The organism is Gudongella ferriphila, from assembly GCF_046224405.1.
Classification (GTDB): domain Bacteria; phylum Bacillota; class Clostridia; order Tissierellales; family Tissierellaceae; genus Gudongella.
Genome location: NZ_JBJXRK010000001.1, coordinates 1 through 22074 on the forward strand (window position 1 = coordinate 1; position 22074 = coordinate 22074).

Below are 22074 nucleotides of genomic sequence, written 5' to 3' on the forward strand. Positions count from 1 at the left end.
GTTATAATTATACTACAATATGAGTAAAAAAGGAAAGAAACAGGCGTTTTAAAGGACATAGAGGTGAAGCTGAATGAAGTTTATGGATAAAATAAGAGATGTGTTGTATGACTCGGTTGACTATATATTTATGATTGTTATAGTTCTGGTGGTAATAGGTGTTATCGGCTGGAGACTTGACGTTCTGTTCGCTAAGGATGCACTGGGGTCACAGCAACCTGGACAGGTGATCGTTGACAACAGCGGAAGAGAGGAATATGATCCCGACCAACCCTCAGATGAGCCTGAGGTCATTGTTGAAGGTGAAGAAGGGTCTGAAGATCAGGTAGCACAGGACGGGGAGCCTCAGGAAGAGCCTGGGCAGCCTGCACAACCTTCAATCACCATAGTACAGGTTGAAATTCCTGTAGGCAGCATGCCTGGAAAGATTGGACTTATTCTGGAGGAGAAGGGCGTCGTAACCAGCAGCAGGGAGTTTATTGCCAAGGCCGTTGAGCTGGGACTGGACACCAAGCTTAAATCCGGAACCTATAAGATCCAGCTAGGACTACCAACTGAAGAAATAGTAAGGCTACTTACAAATTAAAGGACCGGCTTTTTAGCCAGTCCTTTTAATATGTCTCGTTTATATACTCATCTATTACAGATACTCTTCTCTTCTCTGAAAATACCCCTTCCTCCTTGAGAATATCAAGAAGCCAGATTGCCTTGGAGTGGAATATTGCCTCCTTGTAGTCCAGGAGCAGTATTTCGTAAAGCTTGTCCTTGAGACCCTTGGATTCACACTTGATAAAGTATGCCTCAACCCCTTCAAAATCGATCAGCCTAAGAAGGGCAAGGGCAGACTTGTCCTTTTCATGATAATAGTTGTTTCCCTTGTTTAGGTACTGAACATAATACCTTTGATGCTTTCCAGAGGCCTTGACCTCCTTTGCAAGCATTCTGAAGTATTTTGCCAGGACATTGTAGTACTGGTAGTTGTACATCCCCTTTTCAAAGCTGTCAACCTTGAGGAAGGGCTTTACATTCATCCTTCTTACAAAATCGTAGTTGTATTCCAGAAACTCCCTCTTGGTGATGTCTCCATTTTCATACTGAGTAATCAAAGAAGACCTGTGTTCAAAGAAGGTCGTAAACAATCCTTTTTTCCTATGATAAATCAAATTATACACCCATTCTAATATTAAACTTAGTTCCTAGTGGTTATTATACCACAAATCACCTATCCAGCAACAATCTAATTTCCTCCTCAGTCAACTCCCTGTACTGGCCAGGCTCCAGAGACTGGTCCAGATGCAGTGGCCCCATCCTTATCCTCTTTAAGTATGAAACCCTCATGCCGAGGGCCCCAACCATCCTCTTGACCTGGTGGTACTTGCCCTCCTGAATTGTTATTTCAGCGGTTGAGACAGGTCCTGAGGAAATTATCCTAAGCTCTGCAGGAAGTGTATGGTACCCGTCCTCCAGCAGGATTCCACGGCCAAACTCCTCCACGTGCTCTTCTGTAAGCCTGCCCTCAATCCTTGCAAGGTAGGCTTTGTCCACCTTCTTCTTGGGGGATAGCAAATCGTGAGCAAGCTTTCCGTCATTTGTTATGAGAAGAAGCCCTTCAGTATCCTTGTCAAGCCTTCCCACCGGGAAGGGTCTGAAATTCCTATGGAAATCATCAAGCAGCTCTACAACCGTTGATTCCCTTGGGTCATCCGTGGAGGAAACCATGTCCTTTGGCTTGTTCATCTGGAGATAGATGAACTCCCTGTATCTGATCCTTTTTCCACCACAGATGATCTCGTCTTCTTCAACATCCACCTTGAAGTCTGAGGCCTTCATGACCTTTCCATTGACAGTGACCATTCCGGCCTTGACCATCTCCTTGACTTCCTTTCTGGTGCCTACCCCCATGTTGGCCAGGACCTTGTCAAGTCTTTCCTTTCTCACATCCTCACCTCCCCTTTCTAAAAACTAAAGGAGCCCGAAGGCTCCCTCCCTTAAACTTCTATTTCCAGGCAGTATGGTCTAAGATTCTCAGGGACCTCAGCCATTGTGTAATCAATATTGATGTAGAACTCAACCTCATACTTCTCTGAAATCCTTTTCAGAGAATCAATTAAGTACACCATGTCGTTGAATTCAACCTTCATAACCTTGTAGATCCCGTCCACATAGATTTTTTCCAGATCGTAATCCATGGCCATTATCCCACATAAAAAGCCATAGAAGGACCGCACATTAAGCACGTTGAACTCCATGGCATTAATCAATCTAACATTATAGTTCAAGCTGAATATGTGATTATCGTCCACATCAACAAAAGCAATATTGCCATTGCCCTCTGCCATATCCTTGTTGGCGTTGTCGATTAACCACTTTGTCTTCCCTGACCCCTTCTCACCTAAAATGAACTTAACCATGATAAACCACCTTACCTTTCTTGTCTTAATATTATCTTTCTTCAGATGATTAATTAAAGATTCCTAAGGCTTTGCCACCAAGGTAGTTGAATCTTTTCCCTTGGCAAGTATTTTCATGCTTCATGCGGTGAACTATTTCATCCCTGATCTTCCACCAGGATTCCTGCCAGTTGACAAAAATCGCCCCTTCCTCAGGAGCTCTCCCGATGATTCTCTGTACTACAATTCCGGGATCCAGATACTCCAGAAAGGTTATTGCCCTCTGGATGTACTCTTCTCTGGAATGAAGCTCAAATTCACCCTTTTCATACTGTTTTGCCAGTATGGTGTTTTCCATCAAGTAGAGACTGTGCAGCTTAACCTCGTTCACCCCAAGAGCTGAAATCACCCTTGCTGTTTCAATTACATCCGTCATGTCATCCCAGGGTAGGTTAAGAATCACATGGGCACATGACCTTAAGCCAAAAGCCCTGATATTGATTGCCGCATCAATAAACTCGGCAAGTCCATGGCCTCTGTTTACCTTCCTTAGGCTATGATAGTTTACAGACTGCAGGCCCAACTCGATTGTTATATCTATACCCTTATTATACTGGATATCACTTAGAAATTGCAAATATTTAAAATTGATGCAGTCAGGTCTTGTGGATATTGAAATTCCAACGATATCCTCCTGTATTGCCTGATTTACATAGCTCTTGAAATCCTCCAGAGACATGTATGTGTTGGAAAAATTCTGAAAATATGCTATGAATTTCTTCGCCTTGTATTTTTTCCCTATGTGGTCCCTGTTTATCCTCAGCTGGTCTCCAACAGACATGCAGGAGGACAGATTCTCAAAGGAACCCCCCTCTTCACCACAAAAGGTGCAGCCACCCTTGCTCAGATTTCCATCCCTGTTGGGACAGGTAAGTGGCAGCTTGACGGGGAGTTTGTAGACCTTCTCTCCGTATTTGTCCTTTAGATAGCTTGAATACACATTATATACTTCCTTTTCCACATTGCACCTCTGCTTTATAAATTTAATACCTTCTCCAGAATATGGGCAAGACCTGAATGGTCATTGTCCCTTTCAGTTACAATATCCGCCGCCGCCTTTGCCAGTCCGCTTCCATTCTTCATGGCTATTCCAAGGCCTGCATTGAGAATCATATCCACGTCGTTGTTGTCGTCTCCAATTGCAATTATCTCATCCTGCTTGACCCCAATGGATTCAGCATACTCATGGAGGGTCTTCCACTTGCTTCCCCCCGGATTCATTGCCTCATACATTGCCTCGGCAATATATATGTTCTCCAGAACATGGGAGCTGTACCTGTCAGGATACTTCTCTCCGATGATTTCGCTGAAGCCTTTTACGGCCTGATAATCTCCCGGGAATACAACTGCAAGAACCCTGTCAAGCTTGTAAAGCTCCTTTTCAGGGACTACCAGGTATCTCTTGTCCTGCTCGGTGAGATACTTCATGTGGTCACCCAGAAGGTCATCCTGCTCCACCACCATATCTATCCCTTCAAGATACTTGTCAACGTGGACAATTCCCCTGAGTCTGTGTTCCTTTGCTTCCTTGAGAATATCCAGATAAGATTCCCGGTCCAGGAACTTTGATATGAGGACCACATCGTCCAGGGAGCTCCTGACGATGTTCCCGTTGTTGGCCATGATAACAAGATGGCTGTCAAGGTCCTTCACCAGCATCTTGGCTGAATAGTACCTTCTCCCAGTGGCTATAACAACCTGGTAGCCAAGTCCAATAAGCCGGTTAACAGCATCCCTGTTCTCATCTGATATTTTTTTACTGCTGTTCAGCAATGTCCCATCAAGATCAATGGCAATTAGTCTATACAAAGGTCTCACCTCATAGAGAAAAGAAAGTACCTTGCGGCTGCAAGGTACTTTCAGATTGGATTATTCTTCGTCTTCCTCGTCTTCATCCTCGTCAGTGTATAGAGCATAGAATGCTTCTGACACAAGATCAAACTCCTCTTCGTCCTCAATCAAGGCAAGCTCGAATTCCTCTTCACCAAGCTCCTTGTATTCGTATAGAAGAACCTCGTCTTCCTCTTCCTCTTCTTCATCTCCAAGTGGAAGAAGGGCAATGTATTCCTTGTCCTCTACCTCGAATATTCCTATTACTGCACATTCAAGTTCAGAATCATCATCAAGTGTAAGGGTTATAATCTCCATTTCCTCATGCTCGTGGTCATGATCGTGGTCATGGTTGCAGTTTTCGTCGTGCACGTGTTTGTTATCGCTCATCATCATTCTCCTTTTCTTATATTCTACTGTAATAGTACCTTATTTTGGGTACTTTATACAAGTGAAAACTTAATTTATTTTTTTTAGTGCCTCAAGAAGCAGTTCGTAGGTCCTCTCTGTGGATGAAATGCTCAGCCTCTCTCCAGGTGCATGTACTCCTGCCATGTTGGGTCCAAGGGATATCATATCAACATCCTCCATGACCTCATCAAAGAGACCGCATTCAAGGCCTGCATGTATGGCCTCAACCTTTGGTTCCTTTCCTGTAATATCCTTGTGGGCCTCTATAAACACATCCCTTATATATGAGTCCTTCCTGTACTCCCAAGCGGGATAATCCCCTGAGGTTTCCCACTGAAGACCCAGACCTTCAGAAAGGGTCCCTATTTGGGCAGCTATATACTCCTTCAGGGTCTTCACTGAGCTTCTGATTGCATTCTCAATTGTGACCCTATCCTGGTGGGTTGCCACGACACCCATGTTGTTGGAGCTCTCAACCAGGCCTTCAATATCCTGGCTCATGGACTGAACCCCCGTCGGTATAAGCATCATGGCCCCAATTATCCTGTCTCTTGTTTCATTTGGCATTGCCTTGCCTGAATGGTCAATCTCCTCCAGAGATACCTGTACACCGCCATCACTTGCAGCCAGCTCCTTCTTGAAGGCTACCTGGTAGCTTTGAACAACCTCCTTGGCCTTTTCATGATTCTCATCATCCATTGAAAGCTTGGCAATTGAAAGCCTTGGTATGGCATTTGATTTTGAACCTCCCTCGATGTGGAGAAGCTCATAGTCAAGCTCCTTCATCCCAGCAAGCACCCTGGCAAGGAGTCTGTTTGAATTTCCTCTTCCCTTGTCTATCTCCATACCTGAGTGTCCACCCTTAAGACCGCTGATTCTCAATTCATAGGCCTTGCCTTTCCTCTCCTTCCACTGGACAGGTGCAGTAACCATAAGTCTAGTCCCTCCGGCACAGCTCACAAGAAGGGTTCCTTCCTCCTCGGAATCGATGTTCACAAGGATCTTCCCCTTAAGGTTGTTCACATCCAGCTCCTTGGCTCCAGTCATTCCCGACTCCTCGTTTGTGGTTATCAAAAGCTCTATGGGTGGATGTGGAATGTCCTCCGACTCGATTATTGCAAGGCCCATGGCAACGGCTATGCCATTGTCCGCTCCAAGGGTTGTTTTCGGTGCAACAATAAAGTCCCCGTCCACTTCAAATGGAATTGGATCCTTTGAAAAGTCGATGTCACAATCATCCGCCTTTTCACATACCATGTCCATGTGCCCCTGGATGATCACAACGGGCTTGTCCTCATAGCCTTCTGTGCCGGGCTTTCTGATTATAATATTCAGAGCCTCATCCTGGATCACTTCAAGTCCCAGTCCCTCTCCAACGCCTTTCAGGTAATCACTCACCCTCTTTTCATCATAGGAGCATCTGGGAATCCCGGTCAGCTCCTCAAAATAATGAAAAACTCTGTCTGGCTTAAGTCCCTCGGTTTTCCTCATACTATACCTCCAATTCTCTCTCAGCAACATTTCCAAATATATCTATCATCCTGATCATGATGCGGTCATCCTCCTGTGGAAAATCCTCCAGAAGGATCTCAGGCTCCACGTCCTGGCCGTACCACTCACCTATTGAATCTCTGTGGTTATTTACCCTAAATACCCCAAGATAGTCAATATACATTGACGGTCTTTCCTTGAGGAAACTCATTGCAAGGTCTGGATCAGATGCATCCCTTTCAATTGATTCCGTGTCCAGTACCATGTCATGGATGGTTACCTTCAAGGCTTTTCCCTTTCTGGAGACCCTAGCCCTGAAGTCCAGCCTGGAAGAAATCCCTTCATGTACATGATACAGTTTTAGGCCTGCTGCAGCTCCAAGCCTCCTTTTACATGTGACTATGCTGTGGATGCTGCTGTCCCCTCCAATCCAGCTCCTACCCAGGTCTTGAGCAACCTTAATGGTGGTTCCACTACCCATGAAGAAGTCAGCCACAATTGAGCCCTCCTCTGATGAAGTCTTTATTATTCTCCTAAGAAGGGATTCCGGCTTCTGGGTTTCATAGCCTACCCTTTCAGAGGAGGTCCTGCCTACCATGTCCAGACTCCATACATCCTTCATGTTAACCAGTGTATACCAGCCCAGATCATCCTGGTACTCAGACACGTTCTTGAACCTGTAGGGCTTCATGCCACGATTGTATGATTTCTCCCTCTGGGGGTTGAAGATATAGTCCCTGGTCTTTGTATATACAAGGATGTTGTCATGTTTTTTTGAAAAGCTCCTTCTTCCCGCTCCTCCTGATTTGTAGGACCATATTATCTCATTGAGAAACCTGTCCTCACCAAACACCTGATCCAAGATCAGTCTCAGGTAATGTGATGTCCTGCCGTCCACATGAACGTATATGGTTCCCCTGTCCGAGAGCAGGTCCCTCATGAGAAAAAGCCTGATTGAGATCATCTGAAGATACTCCATGATCCCATCCTCCCAGGTGTCTCCATAGGCATGGTTGTAGAAGACCAGCTTCTCATCGCCCTTTCCCACAGTTATTCTTCTCTTGTAGTCAGACCCTGAAAAGAAGGGCGGGTCAATGTAGATCAGGTCTATCTTCCCCTTCATTCCGCCCTTAATAAGGTGAATTATGGTATGGAGGTTGTCTCCAAGGTACAGCCTGTTGTCCTGGACTGCCTTCCCGTGATGCTCAAGGGTCATATCCGCTGCCCTTCCATCCATGAGCTCCAGGGCAAGTGACCTTGAATTTTCAATTATACTGCCAAGCTCAAGAATTCTGTTCATACCTATAGCTCCTGTCCTTGAAATCTATTCTGTGACCTTCTCCCAGTCAGTATACTGGTTTAATATCTCAACCAACTTCTCGAAGTACACCCTGTGAAGCTCCTTGAATCTTCCCTTGACTGGACTGTCAAGGTCCAGAACCCCATATGCCTTTCCTTTCTTTATGATTGGAACTACCAGCTCTGAGTTGGATGCCGAATCACAGGCAATATGTCCAGGAAACAGGTGTACATCGGGAACAAGCTGAGTCTTCCCTTCCTCTATGGCTGTTCCACACACTCCCTTGCCAATTTCTATCCTGTTGCATGCAGGCAGACCTTGAAATGGTCCAAGAACAAGGTCGCCATTCTTCATAAGATAGAAGCCCGCCCAGTTAAGGTCCTCCACACATGCCTTTATGATTGCAGTCACATTCGATATGTTGGCCAATACATCCTTTTCTGAGCCCACCTGACCCTTTAACAGGAGAAGCATATACTTCAGCCTTTCCTCCTCGTTCATTTTATCCACTGCATCTACTTTAATCACTTTATCCCTCCTACAGGCTCATGTCCACGTGACAATAGCCGCCTGGATTCTTCTTCAGATAGTCCTGATGATACTCCTCAGCGGAGTAGTAGGAGCTTAGGGGCTCCATCTCTGTCACGATTGGCTCCCTGTACTGGTCTCTCACCTCTTCCATCTTCTTGAGGATAACTGGAACATCCCCTTCATCCACGTAATATATTCCCGTTCTGTACTGGTTTCCGATGTCTCCACCCTGTCTGTTGAGAAGGGTTGGATCGATTATCTTAAAGAACTTCTCCAGTAGAAACTCCAAGGATACAGCATTTTCTTCATATTTCACGTAGGTTGTTTCCGCATGTCCAGTAGTTCCAGTGCAAACCTGCTCGTAGCTTGGGTTTTCTCTTCTACCGTTTGCATAGCCCACATCAGTGTCAACAACACCCTCTATTCTTGAAAAGTACTCCTCCACACCCCAGAAGCACCCTCCTGCAAGATAAATTTCCTTCATCGCTATCCCTCCATTAAATTATATTCAATAGCCATAACACTCCCGGTACCATAAGCACCGTAACGATTCCTGCTACGCTTATTGCCAGGGAGCTCATTGCTCCTTCCACCTCTCCAAGCTCCATTGCCTTGGCAGTACCAACCGCATGAGAGGTGGTGCCAATAGCTATTCCCCGAGCGATGGGGTGATTCACTCCAAAAAGCTTAAGAAGCTTTTCTCCAAACATATACCCACTTATTCCCATCACCGACACAAAAATTGCTGTGAGGGCTGGATTTCCATCCAAGAGGGTGGAAATTTCCATTGCGATGGGGGTTGTGGTGGATCTTGGCACCAGGGATGCAATCAAGAGTCTATCCAGTCCAAGAAGCCTTCCTGCCAACACCACAAAGATGATTCCCGCTGCAGACCCGACAACAATTCCCACAAGAATGGGGATTAGATTCCCCTTCAAAAGGGCCCTCTGCTTGTAAAGAGGCACTGCCAACACTACGGTTGCAGGTCCAAGGAAGAAGGTTATCATCTGTCCTCCAAGGTTATAGGTCTCATAATCAATGTCAAATGCCAACAGAATTCCCACTACTATGATCATTCCAACCAGGAGGGGATTAAGGAGCATGATCTTTGTCCTCCTTGCAATGTAGCTTGAGATGGTAAATGCCAGGATAGATATCCCAACTCCAAATATTGGCGTATTTATATAATCCAGCATCCCATCAGCCCTCCTTTCTCTCTCTTCGCCTTACAAGCCACTGAACTGTAAGTCCTGTTGTAACCATAACCACAACAAGGCTGACTCCCAGAATCAACAGAAGCCAAACCAGATTGTCCCCCAGAAGGTGGGCAACGGTTATTATCCCAACTACCGTAGGCAGAAAAAGAAAGGTCAGGTGTGCAAGAAGCACATCTGAAATCCTCTCAACCAGCTTAAGGGGCAATATCCCCGTCAGGAGCAGAAGGAGGAGTAGAAGCATCCCAAGCACATTCCCTGGAAGGGAAAGGCCAAATACCCTCTGAATAGTCTGCCCTGCCCAAAGTATCAATAAAATCAGTCCCAATTGTTTCAATGCGGTCATTAATTTTCATTCCCTTCTACAAAGAAATAACAGGGTAGCCCCTGTCATTTCAAATCTTAAAACGGTGCAAAGCCCTGGTCTGCCCACCAGTCTTCCTTGTACATGTTGTACTGCTCCGTAAACTGCTCAAGATGTACTCTTTCCCATTTTATCAATGTATCGTAAAGCTTTCTTGCCTGTTCAATTTCAGTTTCTTCCTTGGCCTTTGTATAGAAGTCAACCGAATCCTTTTCCATTTGGATTCCAATGCTGAAAACCGACATTGCCAATGATGTAAGGTCCTTGTCCAGCTTGTCCCACTTGTATATCCCCGGTGACGGAGGTCCCTCCATAAACGCCATTTCCTTTTCGTCCTCTATTCCATCCTTGATCTTTACAAACAAGGCTTCCAGGTATTCAATATGCTTTTTCTCCTCGCTTGCAAGCTCTAGAAATGCATCCCTGCTTCCGCCTTCCCCTGCCTGCTTGGCTGCCATCCTGTAGAATTCAAAGCCTTCTACCTCGTTCATGATAGCCTGCTTGATTACCCTAAGCTCTTCCTTTAACATACGATCACCCTTTCTTTTTGATTACCCTTTCATTGATACCCAAATAATGGTGAAATAACGCGGTATTTTCTATTCCACAATTCCCAATTCAATAATTGCCTCTCTTATTGTCTCCCTGTTTCTCAGCCAGTCCTCGTAGCTGTTCAGGGGACCTATGAGATGAAGCAGCCTGTTCCGGAGAGTTTCAATGGAGCAGTTGTTGATGAAGTCAATGCTGGCTTCCGGGTAGAAGCTTTCGTAGATGTACATGAGAAGGCAATCCTCAATATCACTTCTATCTGACTCCTGAAGCTTCATTCCATCCATTGCCCTTTGTACAATCTCTCGGTACCGGTATCTCAGGTAGTGCATAAAGCCCTCGAAATCCTCTGCATTTGTTCCCTCTTCAATTTCATATATTATCTTGAAGAACAGGTTCCACCTGAAGTCCTTGTTAACCACATCGAGAATCCTGTTTCCAAACCTCCTGGAGAACTGGTCGCTGTATGCAATCTCCCTGTCAAATTCTATATAGTTGTTGAACTCAATATCACTCTTGCCTATGTCATTAAGCCTGTTCATAACCCTCAGGAAGTTCTCGCTGTAGCTTCCGTTTCCATCCTCAACCCTCATAAACACAAAGTTGACGATTACATCAGTGGACTTCTTGAAATCAAGCACAAAGCCGACTTCATGCCGTACTTTCACGATGTAAATATCATGGATTATCTTTGATAGCAGACTTTTCATCTGGGCCCTTTTGGCCGGTGTGCTGCTGGCATCCATGCTGCTGAGATGATTGTATATCAGCATAAGCTGCCTGTCGATCATTGTAAGGTTGTCCTTGATGGATGACATTATGTCCCTGAAGAAATCCTCAGTGAGCATGTAGTTGAAGTTCTTGTAAAGAACCCTGTGGTCTATGTCTCCCCAGAACACATTTACCATGGATTTGATCTGAAGCTCAAAGTTGACCACAACACCCTCCTTGGAGTATTTGCCGTCAATCTTGTAGATCTCAAAGCCGTTTTTCTGTATCTGTGGCTGCTTCTCGTCAAGAAGCAGGGATATGCTCTCATTAAGAGGGTTGGAGTAGTAGCCCCCTTCCTCCCGCCTGTTGAAAAGCTTGACTATATCCTCGTATAACTTAGCCTCATCCTCTATAAACCTACATTCAATCCTGAAACCTATAAGGTCTGAAAGGTCATCCACAAGCTTCTGTGGCGTTTCAAACTTAAGGTAGAAATTGTGTCTAAGGATCTTCTCCTTGAGGCTTTCAGAGGACTTGATCCTGTAGTTTACGTTCAAAAAATGGTCCTTTATAAACAGGCTGTCGTTGAAGAATTTTTCCAGTTCCCCAGCCACCCTGTCCAGCTCGTCAGACTTGTCCTCAATAAGGGACAACGTTTCATCAATAAAATCAAATAGCTCTAGTTTCATGTTAACCCTCCCCATAGGCTCTCTTCTTATTATACCATACAGGTTGATGAGTTTGTATCATTAAAGGGATTGAAAATCCCCCGGAATTTCCGGGGGATCAATGTCTAGAATTTGTCGTAATAGATCAGATTTTCAGGCATTCCCTTCTCTGTAAGGCTCTTGACAACACTGTCAATCATAGGCTCATTACCGCAAAGGTAGGCCTCCTTGCCTTCGCCTTCATTGAGGAGTTCATCAATGGCGTTGTTTACACGGCCCTTGAATCCATCCCATTCATCCCCTTCTCCCACACGGGATAGGCAAGGGATAAACTCAAAGTCTGGTAGGTCCTCCTCCAACTCCTTAAAATAATCCAGCATAAAGAGGTCTGATGGAGTTTTCGCTCCAAAGTAGAATCTTGCCTTTCTGTTTATGCCCTTTGATCTCATGAAGTTCAGAAGGGACAGTATAGGTGCAACTCCGGTACCAACCGCAACCATGACCATTTCCCTGTCGTTGTCCTGGTAGTAGAAGTCTCCAAAGGGACCGTTTATGGTTACCTTGTCCCCAACCTCAAGATGGTGGTGAACGTAGGTTGTGGCAATACCCTCTGGAACAAAGCCGATTATAAGCTCAATGTATTCCTTCTCCAGTGGAGATGAGGCTATTGAGTAGGCTCTGTATACCTCCTCGTCGTTTCCTTCGTATAGAGGCGCCTTAAGCTGTACATACTGCCCTGGCTTGAAGCTGATCTCCTCTCCCTCTGGCAGCTTGAATCTAAGCTTCTTGATTACATCCGTCAGGTCTTCGATTGCCTCAACTGTAGCCTCGAATTCCTTGACGTTGAACAGCTCCTCAGGAATCTGTATCCTGATATCCTGCTTGACCTTGCACTGGCAGGAAAGCCTGACGTTGTCCGCAAGCTCCTCTTCAGTCATGAAGGGGGTCTCTGTTGCAAGAACAGGACCGCCACCTTCAAGGACCTGCACCTTGCAGTAGCCACAGGTTCCCTTTCCGCCACAGGCGGAAGGGATGAAGATCTTCTCATCAATAAGTGTGGAAAGCAGTGATGAACCTCCGTTAACCGTGAACTGCTTGTCTTCGTTTATTGTCATTGTCACCTGACCGTAGTTTCCTATTGTTCTGTCAGCAATTGTCAAGAGGACTGCAAACAATGCTGTAATTACCGAAATGGATACGGTTGAGATTACTATTGAACTCATCTAATCCCCCCCTAAGATATTTGTACGATTCCTGAGAACCCTATAAATGCCAATGCCATCAAGCCTGTAACTATCAGGGTGATGCCAGGGCCTTCAAGTCCCTTTGGAACGCTTGCTCTCTTGAGCTTCTGTCTGATTCCTGCAAGGGCAACAATTGCAAGGGTCCAACCAAGACCTGATCCAACTGCAAAGCCGAATGACTGCAGGAATGTGTAGTCACGGATTACCATAAACAATGATACACCAAGGATGGCGCAGTTTACGGTTATTAGCGGAAGGAATATACCAAGTGCATAGTAAAGGTTAGGTATGTATCTTTCCAGGATCATCTCAATAAGCTGTACAAAGGCAGCTATACTGATGATGAATATGATGAATCTCAAAAACTCCAGATTATATGGAACCAGCAGGTAGTGGTAAACAAGATAGTTTATAATTGATGTACCTGCAAGTACAAAGGTTACAGCCTGTCCCAGACCCAGTGAAGTGTTTATCTCCTTGGAAACTGCAACAAAGGAGCACATTCCCAGGAAGTTGGACAGAATCATGTTGTTTGTGAAGATTGCTGCTATGAATATTACAAATGGATTCAGTTCAATCATGATTTAGCCCCCTCACTCTGATGCTTTTCCCTTAAGTTATATGCAATCCAGATTGCTATGGCCAACAGGAAGAATGCGCTTGGCGGCATTATCATGATTGTCCATGGAGTCCACCAGTCCCCAAATATCTGGATTCCAAACAGACTTCCGAATCCGAGAAGCTCTCTGAAGAATGCGATAAACAGAAGTACTCCAGTATATCCGATTCCGTTTGCAATCCCGTCAAGGAATGCAGGGAGCGGCGGGTTCTTCTGTGCATATGCCTCAGCACGACCCATTATGATACAGTTTGTTATAATCAAACCGATGTAGGGTCCCAGAGCCTTGCTCATTTCAGGCATGTATGCCTTAAGGAATATATCTACCATTATTACATATGCCGCTATGATAAGAACCTGAACCATCATCCTGATGTGCTTTGGTGTGTAATGTCTGATTGCGGAAATGGTCAGTGATGAAAACGCCGTTACAAATGTAAGTCCTATACCCATTACAAGGGAATTGACCAATAGGTTGGTTACGGCAAGGGCTGAGCATATTCCGATCAGCTGTCTTAGGATCGGGTTGTCAAGCCAGACACCCATTGAAAAAATCTCTTTTGATTTCTGTTTTGCCATGACCTATTCCCCCCCTCTTTCCTGCAAGAAACTATGAATGTCATCATTCATAAAGTTTGCAACTGATTTTGATGTCAAGGTTGCTCCAGCTATTGCATCCACGTTGCCGCCAGGAGCCGGGTTATAGACCACGTATTCCTCCTCAGAGGCATCCCCTATGTCAAGGTCCCTGAACTGGCTGAGGAATTCCTCCTCCTCAATCCTACCTCCAAGACCTGGTGTTTCCGACTGCTGGGTAAAGGTTAGACCAAGAATTGTATTGTAGTCCTCTGAGATTCCAACATACCCCACTATGCTACCCCACAGGCCGGACCCTGCAACAGGAAATGCGTAGCCCTCAAGGGAATCACCTTCGCGGTATATGTAAACATCGTCCTCCAGGGTTATCTTATTGTTGAAAAGCTCATCGACTGCCTGGACGCTATCATCCTCGTAGTCTATGTCGAATACGTAAAGTATCTTTGTCTGCAGCTCGTACTCCTCATTCGCCGCCACCCTCTCAGCTGTTGAGTAGTCCATGTAGGCCAGTATAAAGGTGAAGATGGCAGTTAGGAGAGCCATGAAAACTATTGGGTACCAGAATGTCTTTTTCATGCTGTCACCTCTTTCTTGCCTTCAGCCTTTTCCTTCCTGTAGTTCTTGTATGCCTTGATACTCTCGTCAATTATCGGCGAGAAGGTGTTGCCGATAAGTATGGCAAACATAACGCCCCCTGCAAACAGTGCAAAGCCCCTGATTATTACAGTTACCACACCGATTATTATGCCGTAGATCCACTTGCCTTCCTTTGTCTTTGTCCCTGATACAGGGTCGGTTGCCATAAAGACAGTACCGAAGAGGAAGCCTCCTGCCACAAGCCCATAAAGTGGGTTTGGAACCGATGGAACTCCAGCAAAGTATAGGATTGAGCTTAAGGCTGTAAACCCAACCAGACAGCCCGCCATGATCTCCCATGAAGCAACCTTCTTGTAGATAAGGTATGCTCCGGCAAGAAGGACAAGAATCGCACTTGTCTCTCCAATAGACCCCGAAACGTTTCCAATAAGCAGGTCCATAAATGGAAGGGTCGCCCCTGAATCCCTGTAGAGAAGCATTGGGGTTGCTGTTGAAACCATCTCTATTCCCTCGTTAAGATATGTAGCGAAGCCTCCCGGAAATCCCATGGACGGGTTTGTCCATTGTATAGTAAGGGGCTCTGGGAATGAGACATAAACAAAAGCCCTGGCTACCAAGGCAGGATTGAATATGTTCTTTCCGAAGCCTCCGAAGACCATCTTACCGAAAAGTACGCCAAAAACAATCCCCACAGCCGCTATCCAGAATGGCGTTGACGGCGGAAGGGTCATTGTATAAAGCATGCAGGTTATCAGGACCGCCTCCGAAATCTTTTTGTTGTTCTTCTTTTCGTAAAGGTATTCTGTTCCAATACCGAATACTCCAACCACAAATAACAATAATAATACCCTCAAACCGAAATAATATGTAGCCACCAGCAGAAGTGGAATAAGTGAGACTATTACAGTTCTCATCATTTTCTGCTTAATAAAGTATTTTGACACCAGATCTGAAAACAAAAGATCACCTCCAAGTTGATATAAGTAATAAATTCCATACTATATTAATACCACATTTTGGATGATTAATTCAATATTATTTAGATACACAAAACTATTATGATATTATTACATAATTTAGTGGTATAAATATGGACGAGGTGATAAAAGGATGAAAACATTTGAAAAATACACCATACATGGCCTGGAGCTGAACAACCGGATAGTCATGCCCCCCATGTGCATGTACTCAAGCGACGGCACAGGGACTGTCAAGGAATTCCACAAAATGCACTATGGAGCAAGGGCACTTGGCGGTGCAGGACTTATAATCCAGGAGGCAACAGCCGTTGAACCCAGGGGAAGGATATCCGACAGGGATTTGGGACTTTGGTCTGACGACCATATCCAGGGAATGGCAGACCTGGTGAAAATAGTGAAGAGCTACGGAGCTAGGTCAGGAATCCAGCTTGCCCATGCAGGCAGAAAGTCGGAATCGGAATCAGACATCCCTGTTGCTCCATCTCCGATAGCCTTCTCCCAGGACTACAGAACTCCCAGAGAACTCAGCATTGAAGAGGTAAAGGAAGTTGTAGGGAGCTTCAAGGCTGCCGCCAGGAGGGCACTCCTTGCAGGCTATGACCTTTTGGAGATCCACGCAGCACACGGCTATCTGATACATGAATTCCTATCCCCCATTACCAACAAGAGGGATGACATGTATGGAGGTACTCTTGAGAACAGGACAAGATTACTCAAGGAGGTTCTAAAGGAAGTAAAGGAGGTATGGCCGGACCACAAGCCCCTTATCATAAGGGTGTCAGCCACTGACTACCTACCCGGCGGTATTGATGGGGATGAGATCGTTCGGATTGTGGATCAGGTGAAGGATATGGTCCATATGGTACATGTGAGCACAGGAGCCATTGCTCCCGCCCAGATGAACCTCTATCCCGGATATCAGGTCCAGTATGCCGACAGGATAAGGAATGAATGTAAAATACCAACAATTGCAGTTGGTCTCATAAAGGACTTTGACCAGGTGGAGGAAATCCTCCAGAACGGTCGTGCAGACCTTGTTGCCCTTGGAAGGGAGCTCCTCAGAAATCCCAACTGGGTCATGAACAATATGCACAGCCAGGGAATTGAATCAAGATACCCCGACCAGTATTTCAGGGCCTACAGATAAGGGCAAAGAAAAACCACCTTGCGGAATAATAAAACTCCGAAAGGTGGTTTTTAGGTCTCTTAGTAGATCTCCACTGGATACTTGACCTTAAGCCCTGATATCTTGTTCTGATACTTCTCTTCCTGCTTTCTTGCAAGAACCTGCTGCTGAACCTGGTCTTTAACCTCTTCGAAGTCTGGCTCATCCGCTTGGTTCTTTGCATCCACACGGATTATGTGGTATCCAAACTGAGTCTTTACAGGCTCTGATACTGTTCCTATCTCCATATTAAAGGCCGCTTCCTCGAACTCAGGTACCATTTGGCCTCTGCCAAACTCGCCCAATGCTCCTCCTGCTTCCTTTGAAGGACATGATGAATAGTTTGCCGCTGCTTCCTCGAATGCAAGTCCGTCATTAAGCTCCTGGATGATCTCCTTGGCCTTGTCCTCTTCCTCAACAAGAATATGGCTTGCCTTCAGAGTTTCTGGCTGACTGAATGCTGCCTTGTTCTCCTGGAAGAATTCCTTCATCTCTTCCTCCTGAGCATCGATTCCCTCAACAAGCTTGCTGAAGGCGTAGCCCTTAAGAAGGTTTTTCTCAGTGGCTTCAAGTGTCTCCTTGAACTCAGGCTCCTGATTCATGTTCTGGTCAATGGCATCAAGATAAAGAAGCTCCTGATTAACCATTTCCTCAATAACTCTCTTTATACCCTCTGGGGATTGAAACTGCATGGCCACCTGAGGTCCCATGTCATTAAGGAACTTCAGAACGTCTCCCCTTGATATTTCCTTACCGTTAACTACTGCAACCAATTGTTGGTCAGTCATCTAATCTCTCCTTTTTAAATATATTCCTCTAAACCTTAACACAGGCTCAAGACCTTGTCAAACCTCCATACACAAAGAAAACCTCCCGGAATGATCCAGGAGGTTCGTGAGTCTAAATTAGATTACTGTTATATCTTCTGCTTGAAGACCTTTTTGACCTTCAACTACCTTAAACTCAACTTCTTGACCTTCTTCAAGAGTCTTGAAGCCGTCTTTTTGAATTTGTGAGTAGTGAGCAAATACGTCGTTGCCTTCCTCAGTTGTAATAAATCCAAATCCTTTTTCTGCGTTAAACCATTTTACTGTACCTTTCATTGCATAACCTCCAAAAATTTATTTATTTCTTTAATTCATGTAACCTTTACAACAATAAATTTGAGTTATACTCTGAAAAGGTAAACCAAAATTGTTGTTTCTTTTTATTACTCCTGAATTAAAGCTCATGTTCATAATAACACCCTTAGGGCTAAATTGCAAGGGATTTTTGCCAATTTACAAAAAATTACCGGAATTCATATGCTTTTCTGACAATTTTACTTGTTGAAGAGGTTAACCCTGTCCTTTAACACATTTTCAAAGTCAACCAGGTGCCTTTCATACTCCTTGTCCATATATGGCGAGCTCAGAATGAAATCTGCAGATGCCCTGTTGTTTGCAACGGGGATGTCATATAGAACCGCAATCCTTAAAAGTGCCTTTACATCAGGATCATGGGGCTGAGCCTCCAGTGGATCCCAGAAGAATATCATGAAATCTATGGCTCCCTCGGCAATCCTGGCGCCCACCTGCTGGTCTCCCCCTAATGGTCCGGACATGTAGCCTCTTACTGGAAGTCCGGTTCTCTCCTCGATAAGTCTTGATGTCGTACCCGTTCCAACAAGATGATGCCCTGAAAGTATCTCCTTGTTCTCCCTCACCCAATCGATCAGTTCCTTCTTCATGTTGTCATGGGCAATCAGGGCGATTTTCTTCTTTTTCCCCAGTATTGAGCTTGCTCCTACCATCCGCATCTCCTCCTCATGATATGATTGTACCACAGGTGAAAAATATTTCCATGAAAAACAATTAAAATGCAATATTTATCCTTACTGTTTTTCAGTTTTATGATAGAATGTAATTAACATACTATAAGAAGGAGTGATCCCATGAATCCAATGATTCAGAAATTTGTAGATCAGAAGTTTATGACACAGGACCAGGGTGAGTACATTGAGGCTGCAATCATGAACAAGGAGTCGATCGTTGTTTCCGGACACAGATCAGCTGGAATAAGACCTCTAATGGCTTCACTGATGGCTGTTGCTAAAAAGGAATTCTCAAATGTACAGGTCAAGGGCTTTGAGGACCTTGAGAAGGAAACAGAGTTCTTCCTAATTCCAGGACTTGACAATCTTGACTTTGAAAAGCTTGTGGGAGATGCAATCGGAGTTGAGGGAACTGCATTCGTTTCACTTAAGGAGCCAGAGCATCCAGTATCACTTATGAAGGTAATGAAGGCCAACTTCAAGGCGGGCAAGGCTGTTGGAAAGAAAATCCACACCCTGGAGTGCATCAAGGTTGACGATGTACCTGTTCTTGACAAGATCACAATGATGGTCCTGAATGAAAAGGGAAAGATCGAAAAAACAGACTTCTAGATTATTCTAGAAGTCCTTTTTCTGCCCATTTTGTATACCCCTGTGCATTTACCTCTCCATCCACTGAAATCACATGATCCATATGTCCAGGATTGTCTTTATCCCTCATAAAGCCCACCGTGAAGGAGTCCCCAAGGAGAACCTCCTTCCTGTATACTATTCCAAGCCTTTGGATGCGCATATTTTCATATAGGCTCTCGTCAAGCCCCTCCTGCATCCACTCAATGTATCTTATATTGTTAACATGATCGTTGTTGTCGATATCACTTCTTCTGACCCTGAAGGGTTTTGACTCCACAATGTCACCATGGGCCTCCCTCATTTCCGTAAAATCCTTAAAATTGAATTCCTCAACAAAGCTGTAGGACCTCTGTATCTCTTCGGGGATCCTCTTTGGTCTCCTCTTTTCTATATCCAGAAAGAACCATTTTGTGGTGGCCCTTGCAAGGAGCCCCCCCGTCCCCACCAGTAAGTACAAATTCCCTGGTTGCATAGAATCGGTCAAAGCTGGAGGTCCAGGTTCCCACCCTCACCTTTTCCTTTGCCCTTGGATATTTCAGTATCTCAGCCTCCCAGCGAAGGAGCATCCATGCATGTCCATTCCTGGACAGCTCCCTGAAGCCAACCTGAAGACTGTCTGAATGCCAATTTGATGTTTCGGCCATATATGCCAGTATATTTTCAGGCCTAATGTAGCCTTCCCTGTATGTATCGTAGTATGGTACTGTAAATTCCTTCCAAAATTTGCTCATTTTTATCCCTCCAAAAGATATTATACACGAAACCTATGATTTTTTTCAAATATTTTGGATAAATGTTACAATCTACTAATTTGTGGTATATAAGTATTAAGATAACGAAAAGGGGGGTAATTATGGCAAAAATCAATGCAATTGAAGGAGTAGGAGAAGCGTACGAAGCAAAGCTCAAGGAAGCAGGGATCGACACTACAGAAAAGTTACTGGAAGTTGCAGCTGATAAGAAGGGTCGCACAAAGCTAGCCAAGGAAACAGGCATCAGCGAGAAGCTCTTACTTACATGGGTAAATCATTGCGATCTTTATCGAGTCAAGGGAATTGGCCCCCAATATGCTGAAATACTTGAAATTGCAGGAATCGATTCAGTTCCTGAGTTGGCAAGAAGAAACGCAGCCAGTGTATTGGAAAAAATGAAGGAAGTAAACTCAAATAGACCGGTGGTCAGGGGTCTTCCAGCGCAGAAGCAGATTGAGAACTGGATTATCAGGGCTAAGGATCTGCCCAAGGTTGTAAAACACTAAAGGGGAGGCTACATAAGTAGCTTCCTTTTTCATTGTAAAATTTCTTCCACTGTAATACAATAATATAAAAGAGACAAAAGGAGGACGAATAGATGTCGGAAGGCTATAGATTTACAATTGGAAAGGGCGACAATACAGTGGAGCTTCTTTCAAAGATGAGCAACAGACACGGACTTATAGCAGGAGCAACAGGTACCGGTAAGACAATATCACTTAAGGTCCTGGCTGAGCACTTCAGCGATATAGGAGTGCCTGTATTTCTTGCGGATGTAAAGGGAGACCTGGCAAGCCTTGCCGAGCCTGGATCCATGAACGACAAGCTAAAGGAAAGGATCAATACAATCGGCCTTGAGGACTTCCAGTTTGGGTCCTTCCCCATCAGACTTTGGGACGTGTATGGAAAGCTTGGTCACCCTGTAAGGACTGATATTACGGAGATGGGACCAATCCTTCTATCCAGGCTTCTGGACCTTAACGAAACCCAGACGGGAATTCTCCATATAGCCTTCAGGGTTGCCGACGAGAACGGATGGCTTCTTGTTGACCTTAAGGACCTGAGGTCCATGCTCCAGTACCTTGGAGACAACAGAAAGGAATACTCCCTTCAGTACGGAAATATCGCACCCCAGTCAATCGGTGCCATACAAAGGTCATTGCTTACGCTGGAATCCCAGGGAGGAGACGTGTTCTTCGGCGAGCCGTCACTTGATATCCAGGACCTTCTTATGACAGACCCTAACGGCAAGGGGATGGTTAATGTACTGGCATCCCAGGACCTTTTCAATTCACCTAGAATTTATTCCACCTTCCTACTATGGATGCTGTCAGAGCTGTTCGAACAGCTACCTGAGGTTGGGGATCCTGAGAAGCCCAGGATGGTCTTCTTCTTTGATGAAGCTCATCTGCTCTTTAACGACACACCCAAGGCCCTCATGGAGAAGATTGAGCTGGTTGTAAGGCTAATACGTTCCAAGGGCGTTGGCGTATTCTTTGTGACCCAGAATCCTGCGGACATACCGGACAATGTCCTTGGACAGCTTGGAAACAGGATCCAGCATGCCCTCCGTGCCTACACTCCCAAGGAGCAGAAGGCAATAAAGGCAGCTGCAGAGACCTTCAGGCAGAATCCGAGCTTCAAGGTTGAAGAGGCCATAACCCAGCTTAAGACAGGTGAGGCACTTGTGTCCTTCCTGGATGAGGAGGGCAAGCCCTCAATTGTTGAACGGGCCCTCATCGCTCCCCCAAGGAGTGTCATCGGGACCCTGGATCCAGCCAAAAGACAAGGGATCATTGACAACTCTCCCATGAACTTCAAGTACAAGGATGCCGTTGATGAGGAATCAGCCTATGAGATTATCCAGGCAAAATATGAGAAGATAGTGGCTCAGCAACACCAGGAAGAGGAAGCGAAAATCCGGGAGCTTGAGGAAAAGGAAGCTGAGAAGCTGAGAAAGGCTCGGGAAAAGGAAATCGAAAAGGAAAAGAAGGAGCGTGAAAGGGCAAGAAAAAACAATCCCCTCTACAAGGTGGGACGGACAGCAGTAAACACCTTGACAGGAGATGTTGGAAGAAAAATTGCAAGAGGACTTCTTGGCAATGTGGGTAATTTCTTTAAGTAAAAAACAAACCAAGGGAGCAGGCGATCGCTG

29 protein-coding genes are annotated in these 22074 nt (G+C 45.2%); 5 read left to right on the forward strand and 24 right to left on the reverse strand.

Annotation, left to right across the window (positions count from 1 at the left end):
• Positions 1 to 73: 73 nt before the first annotated feature.
• Positions 74 to 586 carry a hypothetical protein gene (locus tag ACKVDP_RS00005; RefSeq protein WP_409226749.1) on the forward strand — a complete coding sequence of 171 codons (513 nt, stop codon included), beginning with the start codon at positions 74 to 76 and terminating at the stop codon, positions 584 to 586.
• Positions 587 to 611: 25 nt separating this feature from the next.
• Here the strand turns inward: ACKVDP_RS00005 and ACKVDP_RS00010 are convergent, their stop codons facing one another.
• From ACKVDP_RS00010 to ACKVDP_RS00100, 19 genes are all read right to left on the reverse strand, one after another.
• Positions 612 to 1172, reverse strand: a complete 561-nt coding sequence (locus ACKVDP_RS00010) for a DUF6648 family protein (protein WP_409226750.1) — start codon at positions 1170 to 1172, stop codon at positions 612 to 614.
• Positions 1173 to 1218: 46 nt separating this feature from the next.
• Positions 1219 to 1938, reverse strand: coding sequence for a pseudouridine synthase (locus tag ACKVDP_RS00015; RefSeq protein WP_409226751.1), 720 nt, complete (start codon positions 1936 to 1938; stop codon positions 1219 to 1221).
• A gap of 50 nt (positions 1939 to 1988) precedes the next feature.
• Positions 1989 to 2411 carry a hypothetical protein gene (locus tag ACKVDP_RS00020; RefSeq protein ID WP_409226752.1) on the reverse strand — a complete coding sequence of 141 codons (423 nt, stop codon included), beginning with the start codon at positions 2409 to 2411 and terminating at the stop codon, positions 1989 to 1991.
• A gap of 49 nt (positions 2412 to 2460) precedes the next feature.
• Positions 2461 to 3411, reverse strand: a complete 951-nt coding sequence (locus tag ACKVDP_RS00025) for a TIGR01212 family radical SAM protein (protein WP_409226753.1) — start codon at positions 3409 to 3411, stop codon at positions 2461 to 2463.
• Positions 3412 to 3425: 14 nt separating this feature from the next.
• On the reverse strand, positions 3426 to 4259 hold the full coding sequence (locus tag ACKVDP_RS00030; protein ID WP_409226754.1) for a Cof-type HAD-IIB family hydrolase: 834 nt from the start codon (positions 4257 to 4259) through the stop codon (positions 3426 to 3428).
• Positions 4260 to 4319: 60 nt separating this feature from the next.
• Positions 4320 to 4670 carry a DUF1292 domain-containing protein gene (locus ACKVDP_RS00035; RefSeq protein WP_409226755.1) on the reverse strand — a complete coding sequence of 117 codons (351 nt, stop codon included), beginning with the start codon at positions 4668 to 4670 and terminating at the stop codon, positions 4320 to 4322.
• 69 nt (positions 4671 to 4739) lie between these two features.
• Positions 4740 to 6182, reverse strand: coding sequence for an aminoacyl-histidine dipeptidase (locus ACKVDP_RS00040; protein WP_409226756.1), 1443 nt, complete (start codon positions 6180 to 6182; stop codon positions 4740 to 4742).
• Position 6183: 1 nt separating this feature from the next.
• Positions 6184 to 7482: a DNA methyltransferase gene (locus tag ACKVDP_RS00045; protein ID WP_409226757.1), complete on the reverse strand. Its 1299-nt coding sequence runs from the start codon at positions 7480 to 7482 to the stop codon at positions 6184 to 6186.
• 24 nt (positions 7483 to 7506) lie between these two features.
• Entirely contained in the window at positions 7507 to 8010 is a 504-nt protein-coding gene (locus ACKVDP_RS00050; protein ID WP_409226758.1) for a GAF domain-containing protein, read from the reverse strand.
• A gap of 10 nt (positions 8011 to 8020) precedes the next feature.
• A complete protein-coding gene (gene msrA, locus ACKVDP_RS00055) occupies positions 8021 to 8497 on the reverse strand; it encodes a peptide-methionine (S)-S-oxide reductase MsrA (RefSeq protein ID WP_409226759.1) in 477 nt (158 codons plus the stop codon).
• A 13-nt stretch (positions 8498 to 8510) separates the two neighbouring features.
• A complete protein-coding gene (locus ACKVDP_RS00060; protein WP_409226760.1) occupies positions 8511 to 9209 on the reverse strand; it encodes an LrgB family protein in 699 nt (232 codons plus the stop codon).
• Positions 9210 to 9213: 4 nt separating this feature from the next.
• Positions 9214 to 9573, reverse strand: coding sequence for a CidA/LrgA family protein (locus ACKVDP_RS00065; protein WP_409226761.1), 360 nt, complete (start codon positions 9571 to 9573; stop codon positions 9214 to 9216).
• A 56-nt stretch (positions 9574 to 9629) separates the two neighbouring features.
• Complete coding sequence (locus ACKVDP_RS00070; RefSeq protein WP_409226762.1) at positions 9630 to 10121, reverse strand: ferritin family protein; 492 nt, start codon at positions 10119 to 10121, stop codon at positions 9630 to 9632.
• Between the two features lie 69 nt (positions 10122 to 10190).
• On the reverse strand, positions 10191 to 11540 hold the full coding sequence (locus ACKVDP_RS00075; protein WP_409226763.1) for a GTP pyrophosphokinase: 1350 nt from the start codon (positions 11538 to 11540) through the stop codon (positions 10191 to 10193).
• A 104-nt stretch (positions 11541 to 11644) separates the two neighbouring features.
• Positions 11645 to 12742, reverse strand: a complete 1098-nt coding sequence (locus ACKVDP_RS00080) for an NADH:ubiquinone reductase (Na(+)-transporting) subunit F (protein ID WP_409226764.1) — start codon at positions 12740 to 12742, stop codon at positions 11645 to 11647.
• A gap of 11 nt (positions 12743 to 12753) precedes the next feature.
• A complete protein-coding gene (locus tag ACKVDP_RS00085) occupies positions 12754 to 13344 on the reverse strand; it encodes an NADH:ubiquinone reductase (Na(+)-transporting) subunit E (RefSeq protein WP_409226765.1) in 591 nt (196 codons plus the stop codon).
• Entirely contained in the window at positions 13341 to 13961 is a 621-nt protein-coding gene (locus ACKVDP_RS00090) for an NADH:ubiquinone reductase (Na(+)-transporting) subunit D (protein ID WP_409226766.1), read from the reverse strand. Before ACKVDP_RS00090 ends, ACKVDP_RS00085 begins: the two co-directional genes overlap by 4 nt.
• A 3-nt stretch (positions 13962 to 13964) precedes the next feature.
• On the reverse strand, positions 13965 to 14555 hold the full coding sequence (locus ACKVDP_RS00095; RefSeq protein WP_409226767.1) for an FMN-binding protein: 591 nt from the start codon (positions 14553 to 14555) through the stop codon (positions 13965 to 13967).
• Positions 14552 to 15535, reverse strand: coding sequence for an RnfABCDGE type electron transport complex subunit D (locus ACKVDP_RS00100; RefSeq protein ID WP_409226768.1), 984 nt, complete (start codon positions 15533 to 15535; stop codon positions 14552 to 14554). Before ACKVDP_RS00100 ends, ACKVDP_RS00095 begins: the two co-directional genes overlap by 4 nt.
• 151 nt (positions 15536 to 15686) lie before the next feature.
• Here ACKVDP_RS00100 and namA point away from each other — a divergent pair, with 151 nt between their 5' ends.
• Positions 15687 to 16703 (forward strand): NADPH dehydrogenase NamA, encoded by a 1017-nt coding sequence (gene namA, locus ACKVDP_RS00105; protein ID WP_409226769.1) that lies wholly within the window; start codon positions 15687 to 15689, stop codon positions 16701 to 16703.
• Positions 16704 to 16762: 59 nt separating this feature from the next.
• Here namA and ACKVDP_RS00110 read toward each other — a convergent pair whose 3' ends face one another.
• The 3 genes from ACKVDP_RS00110 to ACKVDP_RS00120 all read right to left on the reverse strand — a co-directional run bounded on the left by ACKVDP_RS00110 (position 16763) and on the right by ACKVDP_RS00120 (position 18513).
• On the reverse strand, positions 16763 to 17509 hold the full coding sequence (locus ACKVDP_RS00110; RefSeq protein WP_409226770.1) for a peptidyl-prolyl cis-trans isomerase: 747 nt from the start codon (positions 17507 to 17509) through the stop codon (positions 16763 to 16765).
• A gap of 117 nt (positions 17510 to 17626) precedes the next feature.
• Entirely contained in the window at positions 17627 to 17824 is a 198-nt protein-coding gene (locus ACKVDP_RS00115; protein ID WP_409226771.1) for a cold-shock protein, read from the reverse strand.
• A 218-nt stretch (positions 17825 to 18042) separates the two neighbouring features.
• Positions 18043 to 18513: a methylglyoxal synthase gene (locus ACKVDP_RS00120; protein ID WP_409226772.1), complete on the reverse strand. Its 471-nt coding sequence runs from the start codon at positions 18511 to 18513 to the stop codon at positions 18043 to 18045.
• 141 nt (positions 18514 to 18654) lie between these two features.
• Here ACKVDP_RS00120 and ACKVDP_RS00125 point away from each other — a divergent pair, with 141 nt between their 5' ends.
• Complete coding sequence (locus ACKVDP_RS00125) at positions 18655 to 19146, forward strand: hypothetical protein (protein WP_409226773.1); 492 nt, start codon at positions 18655 to 18657, stop codon at positions 19144 to 19146.
• Between the two features lies 1 nt (position 19147).
• Here ACKVDP_RS00125 and ACKVDP_RS00130 read toward each other — a convergent pair whose 3' ends face one another.
• Both ACKVDP_RS00130 and ACKVDP_RS00135 read right to left on the reverse strand, forming a co-directional pair.
• Positions 19148 to 19468 carry a hypothetical protein gene (locus ACKVDP_RS00130; protein ID WP_409226774.1) on the reverse strand — a complete coding sequence of 107 codons (321 nt, stop codon included), beginning with the start codon at positions 19466 to 19468 and terminating at the stop codon, positions 19148 to 19150.
• A 28-nt stretch (positions 19469 to 19496) separates the two neighbouring features.
• Entirely contained in the window at positions 19497 to 19898 is a 402-nt protein-coding gene (locus ACKVDP_RS00135) for an acyl-ACP thioesterase domain-containing protein (RefSeq protein ID WP_409226775.1), read from the reverse strand.
• A 122-nt stretch (positions 19899 to 20020) separates the two neighbouring features.
• Here ACKVDP_RS00135 and ACKVDP_RS00140 point away from each other — a divergent pair, with 122 nt between their 5' ends.
• A complete protein-coding gene (locus ACKVDP_RS00140; RefSeq protein ID WP_409226776.1) occupies positions 20021 to 20425 on the forward strand; it encodes a DUF4332 domain-containing protein in 405 nt (134 codons plus the stop codon).
• Between the two features lie 92 nt (positions 20426 to 20517).
• Positions 20518 to 22044, forward strand: a complete 1527-nt coding sequence (locus ACKVDP_RS00145; protein WP_409226777.1) for a helicase HerA-like domain-containing protein — start codon at positions 20518 to 20520, stop codon at positions 22042 to 22044.
• Positions 22045 to 22074: the final 30 nt, after the last annotated feature.